The following is a 20,595-nucleotide window of genomic DNA, read 5'->3' as shown; positions in this document are numbered from 1 at the left end:
AAACGTGATTAATGAAATCCAAAAAGATGCTCAAGACCGTATGGAAAAGAGCCTAGAAGCATTTAAAAACCAAATTAGCAAAGTCCGTACAGGCCGTGCATCTCCAAGCCTCTTAGATGGCATCACTGTTGAATATTACGGTTCAGCAACACCTCTACGTCAGTTAGCTAACGTGACGGTTGAGGACTCCCGTACATTAGCAATTTCTGTTTTTGACCGTAGCATGTCACCGGCTATTGAAAAAGCGATTATGGCTTCTGATTTAGGTTTGAACCCTTCATCGGCAGGTACAGTTATCCGTGTTCCACTTCCTCCATTAACGGAAGAACGCCGTAAAGACTTAATCAAAGTGGTTCGTGGTGAAGCAGAACAAGGCCGTATCGCAGTTCGCAACGTTCGCCGTGATGCTAACGATAAAGTCAAAGCTTTACTGAAAGATAAAGAAATTAGTGAAGATGACGAGCGCCGTTCACAGGATGAAATCCAAAAGCTAACTGATAGCTACATCAAGAAAGTTGATGAGTCATTAGCGCAAAAAGAAACGGAATTGATGGAGTTTTAATCCATCTTGATATAAAGCCACCAAAGCATACCGTAAAAAGTATGTGTTAGTGTGGCTTTATTGTTTTCATATCTATTAAAAAATCCTTTCTAACCTCTAAGCTGATATAATCTCAGTATTGATTTAATACAGAGTAACCAATCACTATGAAACGTCTGACAATCCTAGGTTCCACAGGCTCAATTGGTACAAATACACTTTCTGTTGTTCGCCAAAACCCCGAAAAATTTCAAATTCTTGCTTTAGTCGCAGGGCAAAACGTTGCTGAAATGGCTAAACAATGCCTTGAGTTTAATCCGAAATATGTATCAATGGCGGATGAGTCTTCAGCCAAAGCATTACGGGCTATTTTGACTGAAAATAACAATAAAACGGAAGTGTTGTCAGGAAACCAAGCTGCAATTGAGCTCGCAGGGCTTGACGATGCTGACCAAGTTATGTCAGCGATTACTGGTGTGGCGGGCTTACTTCCTACTTTAGCCGCGATCAGAAAAGGCAAAAGAATATTATTAGCGAATAAAGAGTCTCTGATTACGAGTGGCCGTTTATTCTTTAATGAGATTCGTCAACACAATGCGACAGTTTTTCCTATTGATAGTGAGCATAACGCTATTTTTCAAAGCTTACCTGAAGTTATTCAGCTTAATTTAGGGTTTGCTGATCTATCTGCTTCTGGTATATCAAGTATTGTTTTAACTGGCTCAGGCGGCCCTTTTAGAGATACCCCATTATCTCATTTTGATAACGTGACACCTGATGAAGCCTGCAATCACCCGAATTGGTCGATGGGAAGAAAAATTTCAGTAGATTCGGCGACAATGATGAATAAAGGGCTAGAATATATTGAAGCTTGTTATTTCTTCAATGCGAGTGCTGAGCAGATGGAGGTCATTATTCACCCTCAGTCAGTTATCCATTCAATGGTACGGTATAAAGATGGCAGTGTGATTGCTCAATTGGGTACGCCTGATATGCGCACACCAATTTCATATAGTATGGCTTATCCTCAACGTATAATGTCTGGTGCAGAACCTCTCGATTTTGCCACTCTTTCATCATTAACGTTTGTTCAGCCAGACTATCAACGTTATCCTTGTTTGAAGTTAGCTATAGATGCTTGCCATGAAGGCCAAGCGGCAACAACTACATTAAATGCAGCAAATGAAGTGGCCGTTGCCGCTTTCCTTAACGGTAAAATTCGTTTTACAGATATAGCAAAAATTAACCACAAAGTACTAGATGCACAAGTTTTTTCTGAACCAGTTTCTATTGATGAGGTCTTAGAAATCGATGAGCAAGCCCGCAAAAATGCGGTAAAAATAATCGCTCAGGCAGTTTAACCTCAGTATGTGATTTATTTAGTTGCTGATAGCCACATTATATCTTTAATATGTGATGTGTTTAAAAAAAGAAAGATAACATAGTATTTTGTAGCGAATTAAGGATGTGTCTTATCAGCAAACTTAATAATAGTGGTTATTATTGGGCTGTATTTTTAAAGCAGTACTCACAAGGATTAACATTTAATGAACTCTAGTGGTGAAAATCTCTCTGATTCGATGATACCTAAGCATGTCGCTATCATTATGGATGGTAATGGGCGATGGGCTAAACAGAGAGGAAAACTCAGAATTACAGGTCATAAGGCAGGTGTTGAATCTGTTCGTAATTCAGTGCGTTTTGCGGTAAAAAATAAAATTAGCTCCCTTACACTGTATGCATTTAGTAGTGAAAACTGGAGACGGCCAGAAAAAGAAGTGAGTTCTTTGATGGAATTATTTGTTTTTGCTCTCGACAATGAAGTTAAAAACCTGCATAAAAACAATGTAAAATTAAAGGTTATCGGTGATGTAAGTCGTTTTAGTGATCGTCTCAAAAAAAGAATCGATAAGGCAGAGGCACTCACGCAAAACAATACAGGTTTGAAACTGAATATTGCCGCAAATTACGGTGGCCGTTGGGATATAACCAACAGTGTGAAACAGGTATTTTCGAAAGTACAAAATGGTGAACTCTCTATTGATGATATCAATGAAGAAACCATTAATAGTGAAATTTGTATGCATGACCAAGAAAATGTCGATTTGGTTATAAGAACAGGAGGGGAGCATCGCATCAGCAACTTCCTGTTATGGCAAGTCGCTTATGCGGAATTTTATTTCACCAACGTTTTGTGGCCAGATTTTGATGAAATGGTGTTTCAGGATGCAGTTGATGCTTTTAGTAAGCGCGAGCGTCGTTATGGTGGAGCTGAATCAGATGATGAACTCGTCAAATAATAGGGGAAAGATGTGCTGAAATACCGTTTACTTACTGCAATAGTATTAATACCAATCGTTATTGCAGCTTTGTTTTTGCTTTCTCCAGCAAATTTTGGTTTTGTCGTGATTGCAGTTTGTGCATTAGGTGCTTGGGAATGGGCGCAGTTCGCAGGCTGGCATTCGCAAGTTAAACGTATAGGGCTAGCTATTGTTTTTGCAATAATATTGCTTGCGGTTCAATTAGCTGTTCCTGATATAACATCATTTTCCTCTGAGCCGATGATCCTCTACGGCTTGTGGGCCGGTCTGGCATGGTGGGTTGTCGCAATTCTTTTAGTCGTGACTTATCCTGCATCGGCATCGTGGGGTAAATCGGTCATTGTCCGCTTGCTGTTCGGTGCATTAACTATTATTCCATTTTATTGCGGCATGATGGTACTTAGAACTATTGGTTATCAAAGTGATACATCCTTTGGTGCATGGTGGTTATTGTACGTTATGTTACTTGTTTGGGGAGCTGATTCAGGTGCTTATGCATTTGGCCGCACCATTGGGCGGAATAAAATGGCGCCGAAAGTTTCTCCTGGGAAAACATGGGAAGGTTTAATTGGGGGCTTGATTACCGCAGGGGTGATATCGTGGTTGTTTAGCACATTTGCACCAATCCCTGTGATGCCTGATTATTTGCTAGTGACTTCGATTATTGTTGTTGTAGTATCTGTGTTTGGTGACCTAACAGAAAGTATGTTTAAACGTCAATCAGGTATTAAAGACAGTAGCCACTTAATTCCGGGGCATGGCGGTATTCTTGACCGAATTGATAGCCTGACAGCAGCGATTCCAGTTTTTGCTGGGCTAAATTTGTTAGTTTTTAACGGTTTTGGTCTTTAGGAAGATAAATGGGATTTATTTGGAGCTTAGCGGCGTTTATTATTGCGATTGGTGTGCTGATTACAGTACATGAATTTGGGCACTTTTGGGTTGCTCGCCGTTGTGGTGTTTATGTTGAGCGTTTCTCCATTGGTTTTGGGAAAACGTTATGGCGTAAGGTAGATAAACAGGGTACTGAGTTTGTATTAGCAATGATCCCGCTAGGGGGCTATGTCAAAATGCTTGATGAGCGAGTTGGCGAAGTTTCTCCTGAGCGTCGGCACCAAGCATTTAACAATAAAACGGTTGGGCAGCGGGCTGCCATTGTTAGTGCAGGGCCAATTGCGAACTTTTTACTTGCTATTGTTGTCTACTGGGTAGTATTTATGATTGGTGTTCCTTCGGTGAAACCAATTATTGAGGATGTAAAAAGCGGTTCTATCGCCGCCATAGCAAATTTTGAACCAAAAATGGAACTAAAAGCCATTGATGGTATCGAAACACCTGATTGGAATTCAGTGCGTTTGGCATTGGTCGGTAAAATTGGTGACCGTGAATTAACGGCTCAAGTATTGCCACAGGGCTACAGTGAGCCGATTACAAAAACGGTTGATTTAACCAATTGGCAATTTGATCCAGAAAAACAAGACCCGATACTGTCTATTGGCATTATGCCAGTATCTGTGAGAATTGACCCTGTTATTCAAAAAGTCACTGAAGGTTTGGCTGGTGAACGTGCGGGTTTACAGCCGGGTGATAGAATTGTTAGTGTTAACGGGGAAGCATTGGGTCTTTGGAATCCAGTGACGCGTATTATTCGTAATAACCCTGGAATACCATTGAAACTTGAGGTAGAGCGGTCACAACATTTGATCCCTCTCACTCTAACCCCTGACAGCCAAAATGGTCAGCGTGGTGAAAAAATTGGGTTTGCGGGCGTTGAACTTTCAGTGTTACCGTTAGCGGATGAATATAAAATGGTACAGCAGTATGGGCCATTTTCTGCGTTTTACCAAGCCAGTGATAAAACGTGGCAGTTAATGAAATTAACGGTCAACATGATGGGTAAACTGGTTGTTGGGGATGTCAAACTCAATAACTTAAGCGGTCCGATATCTATCGCAAAAGGTGCGGGGGTATCAGCCGAATCAGGCTTGGTGTATTATTTGATGTTTATTGCGCTTATTAGCGTCAATTTAGGTATCATCAATCTGTTTCCACTGCCTGTTTTAGATGGGGGGCACTTGCTCTTCTTGTTAATTGAAAAAATTAAAGGAAGTCCAGTGTCTGAGCGAGTACAAGACTTTAGTTTTCGGATAGGTGCAATGGCATTGATTCTGTTAATGGGACTTGCACTTTTTAATGATTTCTCTCGCTTCTAATTTTTATAAGCTGGGGACCAGTAAGGAATACGCATAACAACGATGGCGATGAAAAAGTTGCTCATAGCGTCGCTGCTTTTCAGCAGCGCCACTGCATACAGTTCAGACGGATTCGTAGTTAAAGACATTCGTTTCGAAGGTCTACAACGCGTCGCCGTTGGTGCAGCATTATTGAACATGCCAGTTAGGGTCGGTGATTCGGTTGATAACGAAGATATCAGTCGTTCGATTCGTTCCCTATTTTCAACCGGTAACTTCGAAGATGTTAGGGTCCTGCGTGATGGAAACACGCTGATCGTTCAAGTTAAAGAGCGCCCAACTATCGCAAGTATCACTTTTACAGGTAATAAATCTGTCAAAGATGACATGCTTAAGCAGAACTTGGAAGCTTCAAATATCCGTGTTGGTGAGGCGCTTGACCGCACAACAATTGCGAATATTGAAAAAGGCTTAGAAGACTTTTACTACAGTGTAGGTAAATATAACGCGACAGTAAAAGCGGTTGTAACGCCTTTACCACGTAATCGTGTTGACCTAAAATTTGTTTTCTCTGAAGGTGTTTCTGCGCAAATTCAGCAAATTAACATTGTTGGTAATAAAAATTACACGACTGCAGAATTAGTCAATAAACTGCAATTGCGTGATGATGTACCATGGTGGAACCTTGCTGCTGACCAAAAATATCAGAAACAAAAATTGGCGGGTGACTTAGAAACACTTCGCAGTTTTTACCTTGATCGCGGTTACGCTCGTTTCAATATAGATTCAACCCAAGTTAGTCTGACACCAGACAAAAAAGGAATTTATATTACGATTAACATTACCGAAGGCGACCAGTATAAAATTTCTGGTGTTGAGGTTAATGGTAATACAGCAGAACACTTAGCTGAAATCCAAGAGCTAATCACTATCACTCCGGGTGAGCTGTATAACGGTGCGCAAGTGACACGCATGGAAAACCAAATTAAAGAAATGTTTGGTCGCTATGGCTATGCTTATCCTCGGGTTATGACTCAACCTGAAATCAATGATGAAGATAAAACAGTTAAGTTGCATCTCAACATTGATGCTGGTAACCGTTTCTATGTACGTGAAATTCGTTTCCAAGGGAATGATACCAGTAAAGATACTGTTCTGCGCCGTGAAATGCGTCAGATGGAAGGCGCTTGGCTTGGTAATGACCTTGTCGAATTAGGTAAAGAACGCCTCAATCGTACTGGTTTCTTTGAAACTGTTGATGTTGAAACTCAACGTGTACCAGGAAGCCCTGATCAAGTTGACGTTATCTACAAAGTTAAAGAACGTAATACGGGTTCTATGAACTTTGGTATCGGTTTTGGTACTGAGAGTGGTGTAAGTTTCCAAGTCGGTGTAACACAAGATAACTGGTTAGGAACGGGGAATGCGGTTGGTATTAACGCAAGTAAGAATGACTATTCAACAAACGTTGAATTCTCATTTACTGATCCTTACTTCACCGTTAACGGTGTGAGTTTAGGTGGGCGCATTTTCTATAATGATTTTAGTGCGAAAGATGCAGATCTATCAGGCTATAACAACAAAACGTATGGTTTAGATAGTTTCTTAAGTTTCCCATTCAATGAGAATAACTCTTTCCGTGTTGGTGCCGGTTATGTACATAACCGACTTTCTGATATGCGTGCACAAGCTGCGATGTGGGATTACCTTGATTCTATGGGTAAAAATCCACCAGTCACAGAAAATGGGCGTAATAAAGAAAGTTTTGATGCAGATGACTTCACGCTTAACTTAGGTTGGACTTACAACTCGTTAAACCGCGGTTTCTTCCCGACATCAGGTAATAAAACTAACTTGTCTGCTAAAGTGACTATTCCTGGTTCTGATAACGAATACTATAAACTGCGTTTTGATACAGCACAGTATTACCCATTGGATGAAGACGAATCGTGGGTGGTTCTTGGCCGTGCACAAGCGGGTTATGGGGATGGTATCGGTAGTAAGCAAATGCCATTCTATGAAAACTTCTATGCGGGTGGTTCTAGCACCATTCGTGGTTTCCGCTCGAACAATATCGGTCCGAAAGCGGTTTACCTGAAGAAAATTAATGGTAAAGATCAACCTGAACCTGGAAGTCCATCAAGTGATGCGGTCGGTGGTAATGCTATGTACGCAGCATCATTTGAGTTAATTACCCCTACACCATTTATTGACGAGAAATATTCGAATTCTGTTCGTACTTCTTTGTTTGTCGATGCTGGTACGGTATGGGACACAAATTGGAACAGTATTCCCGCTGCTTGGCGTGCAGGTATGCCTGACTATGGTAAAGCAAGTAATGTCCGTGCTTCTGCGGGTATTGCTTTACAATGGATGTCTCCTCTTGGGCCATTGGTATTCTCTTATGCGCAGCCAATTAAGGACTACGAAGGGGATAAATCAGAACAGTTCCAATTTAATATTGGTAGAACGTGGTAATCTACTCTAGTTTCTATCTATGAAGGCTCCCATAATTTTGTGGGAGCAACCAAAATTTCCAGCCATACATATGGGTTAAGGAGTTTAGTGTGAAAAAATTGTTGTGTGCAGCGGGTGTTAGTATTGCTTTAGCAATGTCTGCGGGTGCTTATGCTGAGAAAATCGCTATTGTAAATGTTGGTGAAATTTTCCAAAAAATGCCTGCACGTGAAGCCGTTGCTAAACAGCTTGAGAGTGAGTTCAAAAGTCGCGCAACTGAGTTACAAAATCTAGAGAAAGATTTACAAGCTCGAGTTGATAAATTGCGCCGTGATGGTGCAACTATGAAGAAAACTGAACGTGAAAAACTTGAAGCAGAACTCATGACTAAACGTGACCAGTTCGCTGAAAAAGCTCAAAAATTTGAAGAAGACAACCGTCGTCGTCAAGGTGAAGAGCGTACTAAAATTTTAACACGTATTCAGGATTCTATTAAATCTGTAGCTGCTAAAGAAGGCTATGATGTTGTTATCGATGCAAATGCAGTTGCTTATGCAAAAGATAGCGTAGACATCACCAGTCAGGTTCAAAAACAGGTTAAATAATAGATGTCTTCAATTCGATTGGCTGACCTTGCTCAGCAGTTGAATGCGCAACTACATGGTGATGGCGATATTGTCATCACCAGTATTGCTCCAATGCATTCAGCGAATAATCAACAGATTACTTTTCTATCTGATAGCCGTTATAGTGATAAATTGGCTGATTGCCAAGCTGCAGCGGTTGTTCTCACAGCAAAAGATCTTGCAGCCTGTAAAGTCGCAGCATTGGTTGTGGATAACCCATACCTTGCTTATGCGCACATGGCTCAAATTATGGATACAACTCCGAGCCCAGCTGAAAATATCCATCCCTCCGCAGTGATTGCAGAAGACGCAAAACTCGGTGAGAATGTGGCAATAGGTGCAAATGCCGTTATCGAAAGTGGTGTAATCCTAGGCGATAACGTGGTGATTGGCGCAGGTTGCTTTGTGGGTAAAAACACACGTATAGGTGCAGAGACCCGCTTGTGGGCAAATGTGAGTGTGTACCACAATATTGAAATTGGCGAGCAATGCTTGGTTCAATCCGGAACAGTGATTGGTTCCGATGGGTTCGGCTATGCAAATGATCGTGGTAATTGGGTCAAAATCCCCCAATTAGGCACCGTAATTATTGGTTCACGAGTAGAAATCGGCGCAAATACAACGATTGATCGTGGTGCATTGGATAACACAATAATTGGCAATGGGGTTATCATCGATAATCAGTGTCAAATTGCACACAATGTCATTATTGGTGATAATACAGCAGTTGCTGGTGGTGTCATCATGGCGGGCAGTTTAAAAATTGGCCGTTATTGTATGATTGGTGGTGCCAGTGTAATCAATGGCCATATGGAAATTTGCGATAAGGTAACGGTAACGGGAATGGGTATGGTCATGAGACCAATCACTGAGCCGGGAGTTTACTCTTCAGGTATTCCTTTACAGCCTAATAAAGCTTGGCGTAAAACAGCTGCTTTAGTCTTAAATATCAATGAGATGAATAAGCGACTGAAACATGTTGAGCGTGAATTAGATAGCCAAAATCAAAAAAATCAGTAATCATTTTGTAATTCAGGCTAAAATAGTCATCTGAGTTACGTTTTCCGGCCTGCCAGTTAACCTAATTTATGGTTAAAGCGGGCCGATTCATTAATTAAACCGTATTAATAGACAGGAAGAGTATTTCGATGAGTGATAATCATACTCTGAATATAGAAGAAATTTTAGAACTGCTTCCGCACCGTTATCCATTTCTTTTGGTTGACCGTGTATTAGATTTTGAAGAAGGCAAATCTTTGCGCGCAGTAAAAAATGTCTCATTTAATGAGCCATTTTTCCAAGGCCATTTTCCAGGCAAACCTATTTTTCCTGGCGTGTTAATTTTAGAAGCAATGGCTCAAGCCACAGGTATTCTTGCGTTTAAAAGCGCTGGTAAATTAGAACCTGGTGAACTGTACTATTTTGCTGCGATTGATAATGCACGTTTTAAACGTCCGGTTCTACCTGGAGACCAAATGGTCTTAGAGGTTGAATTCATTAAAGAACGCCGTGGTGTAGCACGTTTTAAAGGTGTTGCAAAAGTTGATGGAGAAGTGGCCTGCGAAGCAGAAATGATGTGCGCCCGTCGTCGTGAGGTCTGATATGATTGACAAAACAGCCTATGTCCATCCCTCATCTATTGTAGAAGATGGGGCTAGTATTGGAGCCAATGTTAGAATTGGCCCTTTTTGTTATATTGGCGCGAATGTTGAAATTGGAGAAGGTACAGAGCTGAAATCCCACGTTGTGGTCAATGGCCATACAAAGATCGGCTGTGATAATGTCATTTTTCAATTCGCATCAATTGGCGAAATAAACCAAGACCTTAAATACCAAGGTGAACCAACACGTGTTGAAATTGGTGATAGAAACCGTATTAGAGAAAGCGTAACTATTCACCGAGGCACTGTCCAAGACGTAGGGCTGACCAAAATCGGTGATGATAACCTGTTAATGGTTAACGTCCATGTTGCTCATGATTGCCTGATTGGCAATCGATGCATCATTGCCAATAATGGGACATTAGGTGGCCATGTTACATTAGGTGATTACGCCATAATTGGTGGGATGACAGCTGTACATCAGTTTTGTAAAATTGGTGCACATGTTATGGTCGGTGGCTGCTCTGGTGTTGCACAAGATGTTCCTCCTTATGTTATTGCGCAAGGGAATCATGCGACTCCATTTGGTTTAAACCTTGAGGGTTTAAAACGTCGCGGTTTTGAAAAAGACTCGTTGCATGCAATTCGTAATGCATACAAAACGTTATATCGTTCAGGGAAATCGTTAGAGGAAGCTCGTGAAGAAATCGCGGAAGCTGCAAAGCTTAATGAGTACGTTAAAGTATTCAGCGATTTCTTGGAAGATTCTGCGCAATCTAAACGTGGTATTATCCGTTAATCCCTACTTTGGGGTTAACGAGCTTAGGCCTTTATTAAGGAGCGAATTTCGGTGAATAGCAACCGTCCACTTACTATTGGCCTTGTTGCCGGAGAAACTTCTGGTGATATTCTTGGCGCTGGCCTTATACGAGCGCTTAAAGAGCAAGTCCCTAATGCACGTTTTGTCGGTGTTGCAGGGCCGCTTATGCAAGCTGAAGGTTGTGAAGCTTGGTATGAAATGGAAGAGCTTGCTGTGATGGGCGTGGTTGAAGTCCTTGGTCGTTTACCTCGCTTATTATCCATTCGTAAAGATTTAACTCAGCGTTTTACTCAGTTGCAACCTGACGTTTTTGTTGGTATTGATGCGCCTGATTTTAATATCACCTTAGAAGGTCGTTTAAAGTCAAAAGGGATCAAAACGATCCATTACGTAAGCCCGTCGGTTTGGGCATGGCGCCAAAAACGGGTATTTAAAATCGGTCGTTCCACTGATTTAGTATTAGCATTTTTACCATTTGAAAAAGCGTTTTACGATCGTTTCAATGTCCCTTGTCGCTTTATCGGTCATACAATGGCAGATGCAATCCCATTACATCCAGATAAGCACGCAGCTAGAGTTCGTCTAAATATCCCTGAAAGTGTAAAATGTTTAGCATTATTGCCGGGGAGTCGCCATTCAGAAGTGGAAATGCTCAGCGCAGACTTTCTCAATACAGCTAAAATTTTACAGCAGCGGTTTCCTGACTTGCATGTGGTCGTTCCGTTGGTGAATGAAAAACGCCGTCAGCAATTTGATGCTATCAAGCAAAGTACTGCGCCTGAATTACAGGTTCATATTCTTGATGGTCAAGCACGCGATGCAATGATAGCTGCAGATGCAACTTTATTAGCCTCTGGCACTGCTGCGCTTGAATGTATGCTGACAAAATGCCCAATGGTTGTGGGTTATCGTATGAAACCTTTTACTTTTTGGTTAGCAAAACGCTTAGTAAAAACACCCTATGTTTCTTTGCCTAACTTACTGGCCGAAAAAGAGATAGTAAAAGAATTACTACAAGAAGAGTGTCAACCTGAACAATTAGCACAACAGCTTATTCCATTATTAGATGGCGGAGAGCAGGTTGATAGCTTGAAACAAACCTTTTTGCAATTGCATCAACGTATTCGTTGTGATGCAGATAAACAAGCTGCTGAGGCAGTACTAGATTTGGTTAAAAATTAATGGAATTTATCTATCCAAAAGCCAATTTGATTGCTGGTGTGGATGAAGTAGGTCGTGGTCCATTAGTCGGGGCTGTGGTAACTGCTGCCGTGATCCTCGATCCTAACAATCCAATTATTGGTCTCGCTGATTCAAAAAAGCTCACGGAAAGAAAACGTGAAAAACTATTTGATGAAATCCAGGAAAAAGCGTTGTGTTGGTGCATTGGTCGTGCAGAACCTGAAGAAATTGATAAAATAAATATTCTGCATGCAACTATGTTAGCCATGCAACGTGCAGTCGCAGGGTTAGCAATTGTTCCTGAGTTTGTTTTGATCGATGGCAATCGTTGCCCTGAATTACCGATGCCAGCACAGGCGGTTGTCAAAGGGGATAGCCTTGTACAGGAAATTAGTGCCGCCTCTATATTGGCGAAGGTTATTAGAGATCGCGAAATGGTTGAACTAGATAAAACCTTCCCTGAATATGGTTTTGCTAAGCACAAAGGTTATCCTACGGCTTACCATTTAGAAAAATTAGCGCAATATGGCGCAACCGAATTCCATCGCAAAAGCTTTGCTCCAGTGAGACGAGCTTTAGATATAACACAGTAGGTAGAAATTCGATGGCATCTCCTCGTTTTATTCATTTGCGTGTCCATAGTGACTATTCCATGATTGATGGGTTAGCTAAAACGGGTCCATTAGTTAAAAAAGTGGCAGCTATGGGAATGCCCGCATTTGCAATCACAGACTTTACTAACCTTTGTGGGTTAGTTAGGTTCTATGGGGCTGCCCATAGTGCAGGGATTAAGCCAATTATTGGTGCAGATTTTTATGTTGAAAGTGAATTATTAGGCGATGAAATTTCACATTTAACTATTTTAGCGCGTAATAATGAAGGCTATCAGAACCTAACCTTGCTGATTTCTGAAGCCTATCAAAAAGGTTATGGGGCAATAGGCCCAACAATCCACCGTGATTGGTTAGCAAAACATAAAGAAGGCCTGATTTTACTTTCAGGTGGGCGCAAAGGAGATGTCGGTCAATTTCTTTTAAGAGGTAATCAGGCGCTTGTCGATGAATGTCTTGAATTTTATGAAACCCATTTCCCAGACAGTTATTATTTAGAGTTAATAAGAACTGGTCGACCGGATGAAGAAAGCTACTTACACGCAGCCGTTGAGCTAGCCACTAAAAAAGGCTTACCTGTTGTTGCTACCAATGACGTTTGTTTTATTGAAAGTAGTGATTTCGATGCTCACGAGATCCGAGTTGCCATCCATAATGGGTTTACACTTGTCGACCCTAAAAGGCCTAAAAATTATAGCCCTCAGCAATATTTACGTTCTGAAGAAGAGATGTGTGAGCTATTTGCTGACATCCCTGAAGCGTTAGAAAACAGTGTAGAGATTGCTAAGCGTTGTAACGTGACCATCCGTCTTGGTGAATATTTCTTACCACAATTCCCTACTGGGGATATGAAAACGGAAGATTTTCTGGTTTTACGCTCAAAAGAAGGGCTTGAAGAGCGCTTAGAATTTCTCTTTCCAGATGAAAAAGTTAGGGCAGAAAAGAGGCCCGAGTATGATGAGCGTTTAGATATTGAGCTAAACGTTATTAACCAAATGGGGTTTCCCGGTTACTTCTTGATCGTAATGGAATTTATCCAGTGGTCAAAAGATAATGGTGTCCCTGTAGGGCCGGGCAGGGGGTCAGGCGCGGGCTCACTTGTCGCTTATGCTTTAAAAATTACTGATCTTGACCCTTTGGAATTTGACTTACTGTTTGAGCGGTTTCTTAACCCTGAACGTGTTTCGATGCCAGACTTTGACGTCGATTTCTGTATGGAAAAACGTGACCAAGTGATTGAACACGTTGCTCATATGTATGGGCGCGATGCTGTTTCGCAAATCATCACTTTCGGTACGATGGCTGCAAAAGCGGTTATCCGAGATGTAGGGCGCGTGCTTGGTCACCCTTATGGTTTTGTTGACAGAATTTCGAAATTAGTGCCACCTGATCCAGGTATGACATTGGAAAAAGCTTTTGAAGCTGAACCCCAATTGCCAGAAATATACGAAGCTGATGAAGAAGTTAAAGCGCTTATTGATATGGCGCGTAAGCTTGAAGGTGTGACCCGAAACGCAGGGAAACATGCGGGTGGTGTCGTTATTGCCCCCACGAAAATTACTGATTTTGCGCCGCTGTATTGTGATGCAGAAGGAAATAACCCTGTTACTCAATTCGATAAAAACGATGTTGAATACGCAGGGTTAGTGAAGTTTGACTTCCTTGGTTTACGCACACTGACAATCATCAACTGGGCGTTGGAAATGATCAACGCACGTCGAGCCAAGAAAAATTTAGATCCGATTGATATCGCAGCGATCCCATTGCATGATCAAAAAAGCTTCGATATGTTACAACGCTCAGAAACCACGGCGGTATTCCAGTTAGAATCCCGTGGAATGAAAGATTTGATCAAGCGGTTACGTCCAGACTGTTTTGAGGATATGATCGCCTTAGTTGCTCTTTTTCGTCCCGGCCCTTTGCAATCAGGGATGGTAGATAACTTTATTGACCGTAAGCATGGTCGCGAAGAAATTTCTTACCCTGATGTACAGTGGCAACATGAGTCATTAAAACCTGTTCTAGAACCAACTTATGGCATTATTCTGTACCAAGAACAGGTTATGCAGATTGCGCAAGTTTTGGCTGGTTACACACTTGGCGGTGCAGATATGCTGCGTCGAGCTATGGGGAAAAAGAAACCAGAAGAGATGGCCAAGCAACGGTCCATTTTTGAAGAAGGCGCAATCAAAAATGGTGTTGACGGCGAGCTATCAATGAAAATCTTTGACTTGGTAGAGAAATTTGCCGGTTATGGGTTTAATAAGTCTCACTCAGCTGCATATGCATTAGTTTCATATCAAACTTTATGGTTAAAAGCCCATTATCCAGCCGAATTTATGGCCGCAGTAATGACCGCTGATATGGATAATACAGAAAAAGTGGTTGGTTTAGTTGACGAATGTTGGCGAATGGGATTAAAAGTATTGCCACCGGATATCAATAGTGGGCTTTATCATTTCCATGTCAATGACGATGGTGAGATAGTTTACGGTATTGGCGCGATTAAAGGGGTTGGTGAAGGCCCGATTGAGGCGATTGTTGAAGCTCGTCAACAAGGTGGCTTCTTTAAAGAAATTTTTGATCTCTGTGCCCGTGTTGATATCAAAAAAATTAACCGACGGGTGATGGAAAAACTGATTATGGCGGGGGCCTTTGACCGATTAGGCCCTCATCGTGCGGCATTAATGTCTTCATTAGAAGATGCATTAAAAGCCGCCGATCAACATGCGAAAGCAGAAGCTATTGGCCAAGCTGATATGTTTGGCGTATTAGCGGACGCACCAGAGCAGGTGGAAAGTTCTTACGCTAGCGTACCGAAATGGCCCGAGCAAGTGGTTTTGGATGGTGAAAGGGAAACGCTTGGTTTATATTTAACAGGGCATCCAATAACACGATACTTGAGCGAAATAGAACGCTATACTAACGGTCTTAGATTAAAAGATGTGAACCCAACCCCTCGTGGTCAAGTGACAACTGTGGTAGGTTTAGTACTTTCAGCTAAAGTGATTACAACCAAGCGTGGTAATAGAATAGGTATTTGTACGCTTGATGATCGTTCCGGTCGTCTGGATATTATGCTATTTTCAGATGCACTCGATAAGTACCAGCACCTGCTGGAAAAAGACAATATCCTGATAGCCACCGGTCAGGTCAGCTTTGATGATTTCAATGGTGGTAATAAAATGACAGTGCGTGAGTTAATGGATATTGGTGAAGCAAGGGAAAAATATGCACGAGGGCTTGCAATTTCACTGTCAGACAAACAAATTAACGATCAATTACTGAATCGGCTTCGTAGTACTCTTGAACCTCACCGTTCAGGAACGATCCCGGTTCATTTGTATTACCAGAAGGATGATGCCAGAGCTAAGCTTAAATTTGGCGTTGTTTGGCGTGTGACACCCGTAGATCCCCTTCTGAACGATCTTCGAACTCTGCTGGGTAGTGAGCAGGTAGAATTAGAATTTGACTAAAATAGGAATATTATGAGTCTGGATTTTCTTGATTTTGAACAGCCAATTGCGGAATTAGAGGCGAAAATTGATTCTCTAACAGCGGTTAGCCGTCAAGATAACAACTTAGAAGTCAACCTAGATGAAGAGGTTGCTCGTTTACGTGAAAAGAGTGTTGAACTGACACGTAAAATTTTCTCTGATCTGGGTGCTTGGCAAATTGCTAAACTTGCTCGTCATCCACGTCGTCCTTATACTTTGGATTATATCCCGCGCATTTTTACCGATTTCCAAGAATTAGCGGGCGACCGTGCCTATGCGGATGATAAAGCTATTGTGGGCGGAATGGCACGTTTAGATGGTCGTCCAGTGATGATTATTGGTCACCAAAAAGGGCGTGAAACAAAAGAAAAAATCCGTCGTAATTTTGGTATGCCAGCTCCTGAAGGTTATCGCAAGGCTTTGCGTTTGATGGAATTGGCTGAACGCTTTAATCTACCGATTATTACATTCATTGATACTCCAGGCGCATACCCTGGTGTTGGTGCTGAAGAGCGCGGTCAATCAGAAGCTATTGCTCGTAACTTACGTGAGATGTCACGCCTCTCCGTTCCGGTTATTTGTACCGTTATTGGTGAAGGTGGTTCAGGTGGGGCACTGGCAATCGGTGTTGGCGATAAAGTTAACATGTTGCAATACAGTACTTATTCTGTTATTTCGCCGGAAGGCTGCGCATCCATTCTGTGGAAAAGCGCTGATAAAGCCCCATTAGCGGCTGAGGCGATGGGGATCACCGCACCTCGTCTGAAAGAATTGAAACTAATTGATAATGTTGTGGCTGAACCTTTAGGTGGTGCTCATCGTAATTATGATGAGATTGCAGAACATCTAAAAGCTCGCCTCACTGAAGACCTTAACGAATTAGAGTTATTAGACGCGGAAGCGTTGAAAAACCGTCGTTACCAACGTTTAATGGAATACGGTTACTGCTAATTGCGAGTCGTTAATTAGTTAAAAAAACGGGAGTTTGCTTTTGCTTGCTCCCGTTTTTTATTTTCTAATATAACCGATAAGTTAAGGTCTAAATTGCCATTCGGTTATCTGCTAAGAAGAACAATAGATAGGAACTAAAGTGAGACAATATAATTACCTAATGTACGCTTTGGCTTGTGTATTGATATGGAGCTTTATTCCTATTGTTTCCCGTTTAGGGCAAGCTGGAATGGATAGTTTTCAGTTTCTATTTTGGTCTAATTTGATATCAGCAATATCTGTCGTGATTGTTGCTTTAGGTTCTGGCTATAAAGTGAGTAAGCTGTTTATTTTACCTAGAAACACGATAAAAAAAGTGTTTATTCTTGGTTTTTTGGATTGTTTGTTCTACTTACTATTGTATTACGGTTATTCCATCGAAAATGGAATTGCAGTCTTAGTTATTCAGTACAGTTGGCCATTAATTATTATTTTGCTGTCAGTGGTATTATTAAAGGATAAGTTAGCGGGTAGGCAAATAGTTGGCATTATTATTGGGTTTATTGCCGTGATAATTACCTTTACCAAGGGGCAAATTACTCAGCTGCATGTAGAAAACCCAACGGCGCTATTATTAGTCTTTAGTGGTGCTTTTTGTTTTGCGCTAATGTCCGTTTTTTCTCGGCAATATTCGATCGACCCTTATATCAGTACAGTATGGCTATTTATCTTCTCCACACTGACCTCGCTTGTGCTACTGCTACTGTTTAGCGAAGTACAGTTACCCTCAAAAGCTGCTTTTTGGCCAACACTGATTAATGGTATTTTAATCAACGGCGTTTCGTATATTCTATGGTTTAAAGCAATGAATACGGGCCATTCGGCAAAAATCGCCTCTGTCGTGTTTTTGTCCCCTGTACTATCGGTGCTGTGGTTGGTATTAATTTTAAGTGATCCGTTTGAAATCGCCTATATCATAGGGGTGTTGCTTGTAATCATTTCAGGTGTTTTATGTATTGGTATAAAAGGGAAAGTCAGAAATCGTGAATAAGGGTAGGCTAATAGTGCAGCAATCAAATATCATCATTGAGCGTATTTTAAATAAAATACAGGGTTTTGAGCAGCTATTGGTGGGCTTTAGTGGCGGCATTGACTCAACGGTGTTATTGCATGCCCTTTTTCAAATTCGGCAAACTCACCTTCCTACATTGAGTATCCGCGCAATACATATTCATCATGGGCTAAACCATAAAGCGGATGCGTGGGAACAACATTGTGCTCAGTTATGCTCACAGTGGGATATCCCTTTTATTTGCCGACATGTGACGGTTGACCCCAGCCAAAAAGGGGTTGAAGCAGCCGCACGCGATGCGCGGTATCAAGCTTACCGTGAAGAGTTAATGGCAAATGAAATCCTAGTGACGGCACAGCATCTTGATGACCAAGCAGAAACATTTATGTTGGCGCTTAAGAGAGGCAGTGGCCCCGCAGGGTTATCATCTATGCCTGAATCGTTACCATTTCTTGCTTTGAGTGGGGCTACGTGGCTATTGCGCCCGTTACTTTCAACGCCACGTGTTGAGTTAGAAACTTACATGCAGGAAAACCAACTTGCGTGGGTTGAGGACGATAGTAACCAAGATGATCGCTATGATAGGAATTTTCTTCGTCTACATATCATGCCTGCATTAACAGAACGTTGGCCGCACTTTCCGCATGCTGTTGCTCGCAGCGCAGCTTTATGTGCTGAACAAGAAACGTTACTTGATGAATTATTGAAGGAAACGCTAGAAGGCATGATGGATTATCGAGGTGGGCTATTTATTGATGACCTACAAGATTGTTCATTATCAAAGCGTAATGCATTAATCCGCCGTTGGATAGGTTTGCATCAACTCCCGATGCCACCTTTTAACCAATTAGAACGAATTTGGCAAGAAGTTGCTTTAGCTCGACAAGATGCCGACCCAATTTGCCGATTAGGCCAATTTGAAGTTCGTCGGTACCAAGGGGCATTATGGGTTATTAAGCGTATTAATAGTTTAGCGAACAAGCAGTTTCAATGGCATTATCCAAAACCATTTGAATTGCCAGAATCTCTTGGTGTACTTCATGTTATGGCTGGGCAAGGGCAAATACGCCCCCCGTTGCCTCATGAAACAGCAACTATTCGCTTTGGGTTGCAAGGCACATTGAATATCGTGGGTCGCCATCGTTCAAGAAGTAGCAAAAAGCTATGGCAAGAACTGGGGGTTGCTCCGTGGATGCGTGAGCGAGTGCCTCTAGTTTATTATAATGACCAGCTTATCACGGCTGTAGGTTGTTTTATTACGCCTGAAGGGCTGGCTGATGAGACACAATTAGGGATAGCGATTGATTGGCAGCAAGGCAGTGTATTTAAGGCGCTGTTATAAAGAGAAACCCCTTATGACTGTGATTATCATAAGGGGGGATAGAAGGACTCAATAATGTGAGTATTAGTGAGAGTGGTCGACAACAATTGTGCCGATTTCTGGATGACTGAAGGAGTTTATGCAATCCAGTCGTAGTTCCTTGGTTCCTTCATGCGTTTCAACAATCAGGTACTCGACTTTTTTTCGCAGGAGCAAATCACTGGCCTGCCCTTCAATATTCTCGCCGTCATTAAGTTTTATCTGTAACTTTAATTGACGTTGGCATGCAATTTCTAGATATTCGTAATCATCACAATTGATAGGTTGATATTCAGTATCTGTAGACATATTCCCTCACCACTGTGTTAGTGGCGGTTATTGCCGCCTTGAACATGTTGTATCAAGCAAAAAAGCGCTTGCTACGATAATAGCACAGTAAATTTAATAACTATAATCGTAGCTAGAGGAAAAAGACAATTCTTATTCATTAAATTAATTCATAACGTATTTTATCAGTAATGTCCGAATTTTCTTATCCCTGCCGTTTTTTTAAGTTTTGAAATGTTATGATTGAGAAATCGGTTAACGAATAAAAATGTATGATTTTAAGGGTATTATAATGAAAAAATCACTAATGTTAGTATTAATGGCTGTTGGGGCTGTCACGTTAGCTGGCTGTCAGACAGTTGCAAAAAATACAGAATCATCACCAGTAGATAATGTTTACACAGGTGTACTACCTTGTGCAGACTGTTCTGGTATTGAAGCAACCTTATTAGTTAACCAAGATGGCAGCTATGTTGAGCAATTGATCTATTTAGGAACAAAGGATGGCGATAGTGCTTTCCATGATTCAGGTAAATGGGCTATTGAAGATAACAAATTACGCACAACTAACCCAAAAGGTGAGAATACTTATTTCTCTCAAGCTGCGGATGGGAAGTCGGTTACTTTACTTGATTTAGAAGGTAATCCGATTGAATCGCAAATGAATTATACGTTAGAGAAAGTTAAGCCAAGCAAAAAAATAGGTCAGTACCGTTATATGGCGGACGCTGCTGTGTTCACTGAATGTGAAAGTGGGCGCCAATATTCAGCATCAGGTATTGAATTAGAAAAAGCATATAGTGAAACAGGTGTTGATGGTGGAACACCGGTGTATGTTGAGTTAGAAGGTTATTATACTGTTCGTCCATCAATGGAAGATGGTCAATTTGATCCTGCATTAGTTCCTACAGGTAACATCAATTTCGATAAATCTGCTTCTTGTAACTAATCTTAGTACATCCATTTCTATTAAAGGCTCAATAGTTATATTGAGCCTTTTTCTTTGGTCGTGTATTCAATATAGAGATCATCACAATAGGTAATACTCCCGCTCTATGAATGTGCCGATGATTTTATCATGCATTTCAGGCGACTTC

18 protein-coding genes are annotated in these 20,595 nt (G+C 41.5%); 17 read left to right on the top strand and 1 reads right to left on the bottom strand.

Going from position 1 to position 20,595, the window contains the following annotated elements:
* Window positions 1-4 precede the first annotated feature (4 nt).
* The 16 genes from frr (at window position 5) to tilS (ending at window position 19,192) form a co-directional block, all read left to right on the top strand.
* Window positions 5-562, top strand: coding sequence for a ribosome recycling factor (gene frr / locus ACPEH5_RS20445; protein ID WP_042848985.1), 558 nt, complete (start codon window positions 5-7; stop codon window positions 560-562).
* Window positions 563-708: 146 nt separating this feature from the next.
* Window positions 709-1,902, top strand: coding sequence for a 1-deoxy-D-xylulose-5-phosphate reductoisomerase (gene ispC, locus ACPEH5_RS20440; protein WP_281111269.1), 1,194 nt, complete (start codon window positions 709-711; stop codon window positions 1,900-1,902).
* 186 nt (window positions 1,903-2,088) lie between these two features.
* Window positions 2,089-2,841 carry a polyprenyl diphosphate synthase gene (gene uppS, locus ACPEH5_RS20435; RefSeq protein ID WP_042848983.1) on the top strand — a complete coding sequence of 251 codons (753 nt, stop codon included), beginning with the start codon at window positions 2,089-2,091 and terminating at the stop codon, window positions 2,839-2,841.
* Window positions 2,842-2,853: 12 nt separating this feature from the next.
* Window positions 2,854-3,714: a phosphatidate cytidylyltransferase gene (gene cdsA, locus ACPEH5_RS20430; protein ID WP_042848982.1), complete on the top strand. Its 861-nt coding sequence runs from the start codon at window positions 2,854-2,856 to the stop codon at window positions 3,712-3,714.
* A gap of 8 nt (window positions 3,715-3,722) precedes the next feature.
* A complete protein-coding gene (rseP, locus tag ACPEH5_RS20425; RefSeq protein WP_042848981.1) occupies window positions 3,723-5,075 on the top strand; it encodes a sigma E protease regulator RseP in 1,353 nt (450 codons plus the stop codon).
* Window positions 5,076-5,117: 42 nt separating this feature from the next.
* Window positions 5,118-7,532: an outer membrane protein assembly factor BamA gene (bamA, locus tag ACPEH5_RS20420; RefSeq protein WP_042848980.1), complete on the top strand. Its 2,415-nt coding sequence runs from the start codon at window positions 5,118-5,120 to the stop codon at window positions 7,530-7,532.
* Between the two features lie 89 nt (window positions 7,533-7,621).
* Complete coding sequence (gene skp / locus ACPEH5_RS20415; RefSeq protein WP_042848979.1) at window positions 7,622-8,116, top strand: molecular chaperone Skp; 495 nt, start codon at window positions 7,622-7,624, stop codon at window positions 8,114-8,116.
* 3 nt (window positions 8,117-8,119) lie between these two features.
* On the top strand, window positions 8,120-9,157 hold the full coding sequence (gene lpxD / locus ACPEH5_RS20410; protein ID WP_042848978.1) for a UDP-3-O-(3-hydroxymyristoyl)glucosamine N-acyltransferase: 1,038 nt from the start codon (window positions 8,120-8,122) through the stop codon (window positions 9,155-9,157).
* A gap of 128 nt (window positions 9,158-9,285) precedes the next feature.
* Entirely contained in the window at window positions 9,286-9,738 is a 453-nt protein-coding gene (fabZ, locus tag ACPEH5_RS20405) for a 3-hydroxyacyl-ACP dehydratase FabZ (protein WP_042848977.1), read from the top strand.
* Window position 9,739: 1 nt separating this feature from the next.
* Window positions 9,740-10,537: an acyl-ACP--UDP-N-acetylglucosamine O-acyltransferase gene (gene lpxA, locus ACPEH5_RS20400; protein ID WP_042848976.1), complete on the top strand. Its 798-nt coding sequence runs from the start codon at window positions 9,740-9,742 to the stop codon at window positions 10,535-10,537.
* A 45-nt stretch (window positions 10,538-10,582) separates the two neighbouring features.
* Window positions 10,583-11,740, top strand: a complete 1,158-nt coding sequence (lpxB, locus tag ACPEH5_RS20395) for a lipid-A-disaccharide synthase (RefSeq protein WP_042848975.1) — start codon at window positions 10,583-10,585, stop codon at window positions 11,738-11,740.
* A complete protein-coding gene (rnhB, locus tag ACPEH5_RS20390; RefSeq protein WP_042848974.1) occupies window positions 11,740-12,333 on the top strand; it encodes a ribonuclease HII in 594 nt (197 codons plus the stop codon). Before lpxB ends, rnhB begins: the two co-directional genes overlap by 1 nt.
* A gap of 11 nt (window positions 12,334-12,344) precedes the next feature.
* Window positions 12,345-15,827, top strand: coding sequence for a DNA polymerase III subunit alpha (gene dnaE, locus ACPEH5_RS20385; RefSeq protein ID WP_281111268.1), 3,483 nt, complete (start codon window positions 12,345-12,347; stop codon window positions 15,825-15,827).
* 12 nt (window positions 15,828-15,839) lie between these two features.
* Entirely contained in the window at window positions 15,840-16,799 is a 960-nt protein-coding gene (gene accA, locus ACPEH5_RS20380) for an acetyl-CoA carboxylase carboxyl transferase subunit alpha (protein ID WP_042848972.1), read from the top strand.
* Window positions 16,800-16,938: 139 nt separating this feature from the next.
* Window positions 16,939-17,829, top strand: coding sequence for a DMT family transporter (locus tag ACPEH5_RS20375; RefSeq protein ID WP_129466373.1), 891 nt, complete (start codon window positions 16,939-16,941; stop codon window positions 17,827-17,829).
* A 13-nt stretch (window positions 17,830-17,842) separates the two neighbouring features.
* The gene (tilS, locus tag ACPEH5_RS20370) at window positions 17,843-19,192 is read left to right on the top strand and encodes a tRNA lysidine(34) synthetase TilS (RefSeq protein ID WP_048606322.1); all 1,350 of its coding nucleotides are present in this window, start codon (window positions 17,843-17,845) and stop codon (window positions 19,190-19,192) included.
* Window positions 19,193-19,255: 63 nt separating this feature from the next.
* Here the strand turns inward: tilS and rof are convergent, their stop codons facing one another.
* Entirely contained in the window at window positions 19,256-19,519 is a 264-nt protein-coding gene (gene rof, locus ACPEH5_RS20365; RefSeq protein WP_042848970.1) for a Rho-binding antiterminator, read from the bottom strand.
* A gap of 271 nt (window positions 19,520-19,790) precedes the next feature.
* On the opposite strand from rof, the gene nlpE reads away from it, so the two are divergent.
* Window positions 19,791-20,447: an envelope stress response activation lipoprotein NlpE gene (nlpE, locus tag ACPEH5_RS20360; protein ID WP_048606323.1), complete on the top strand. Its 657-nt coding sequence runs from the start codon at window positions 19,791-19,793 to the stop codon at window positions 20,445-20,447.
* Window positions 20,448-20,595: the final 148 nt, after the last annotated feature.

Source organism: Providencia sp. NPDC089933 (assembly GCF_049545585.1).
Taxonomy (GTDB): Bacteria; Pseudomonadota; Gammaproteobacteria; order Enterobacterales; family Enterobacteriaceae; genus Providencia; species Providencia huashanensis.
This window is presented reverse-complemented; position numbering and strand designations above follow the sequence as displayed.

Excerpts from the sequence above, each read along its gene's own strand:
- ispC (WP_281111269.1), top strand. The coding sequence starts at position 709 with ATGAAACGTCTGACAATCCTAGGTTCCACAGGCTCAATTGGTACAAAT.
- uppS (WP_042848983.1), top strand. The coding sequence starts at position 2,089 with ATGAACTCTAGTGGTGAAAATCTCTCTGATTCGATGATACCTAAGCAT.
- rseP (WP_042848981.1), top strand. The coding sequence starts at position 3,723 with ATGGGATTTATTTGGAGCTTAGCGGCGTTTATTATTGCGATTGGTGTG.
- bamA (WP_042848980.1), top strand. The coding sequence starts at position 5,118 with ATGGCGATGAAAAAGTTGCTCATAGCGTCGCTGCTTTTCAGCAGCGCC.
- lpxD (WP_042848978.1), top strand. The coding sequence starts at position 8,120 with ATGTCTTCAATTCGATTGGCTGACCTTGCTCAGCAGTTGAATGCGCAA.
- fabZ (WP_042848977.1), top strand. The coding sequence starts at position 9,286 with ATGAGTGATAATCATACTCTGAATATAGAAGAAATTTTAGAACTGCTT.
- lpxA (WP_042848976.1), top strand. The coding sequence starts at position 9,740 with ATGATTGACAAAACAGCCTATGTCCATCCCTCATCTATTGTAGAAGAT.
- rnhB (WP_042848974.1), top strand. The coding sequence starts at position 11,740 with ATGGAATTTATCTATCCAAAAGCCAATTTGATTGCTGGTGTGGATGAA.
- dnaE (WP_281111268.1), top strand. The coding sequence starts at position 12,345 with ATGGCATCTCCTCGTTTTATTCATTTGCGTGTCCATAGTGACTATTCC.
- accA (WP_042848972.1), top strand. The coding sequence starts at position 15,840 with ATGAGTCTGGATTTTCTTGATTTTGAACAGCCAATTGCGGAATTAGAG.
- rof (WP_042848970.1), bottom strand. The coding sequence starts at position 19,519 with ATGTCTACAGATACTGAATATCAACCTATCAATTGTGATGATTACGAA.
- nlpE (WP_048606323.1), top strand. The coding sequence starts at position 19,791 with ATGAAAAAATCACTAATGTTAGTATTAATGGCTGTTGGGGCTGTCACG.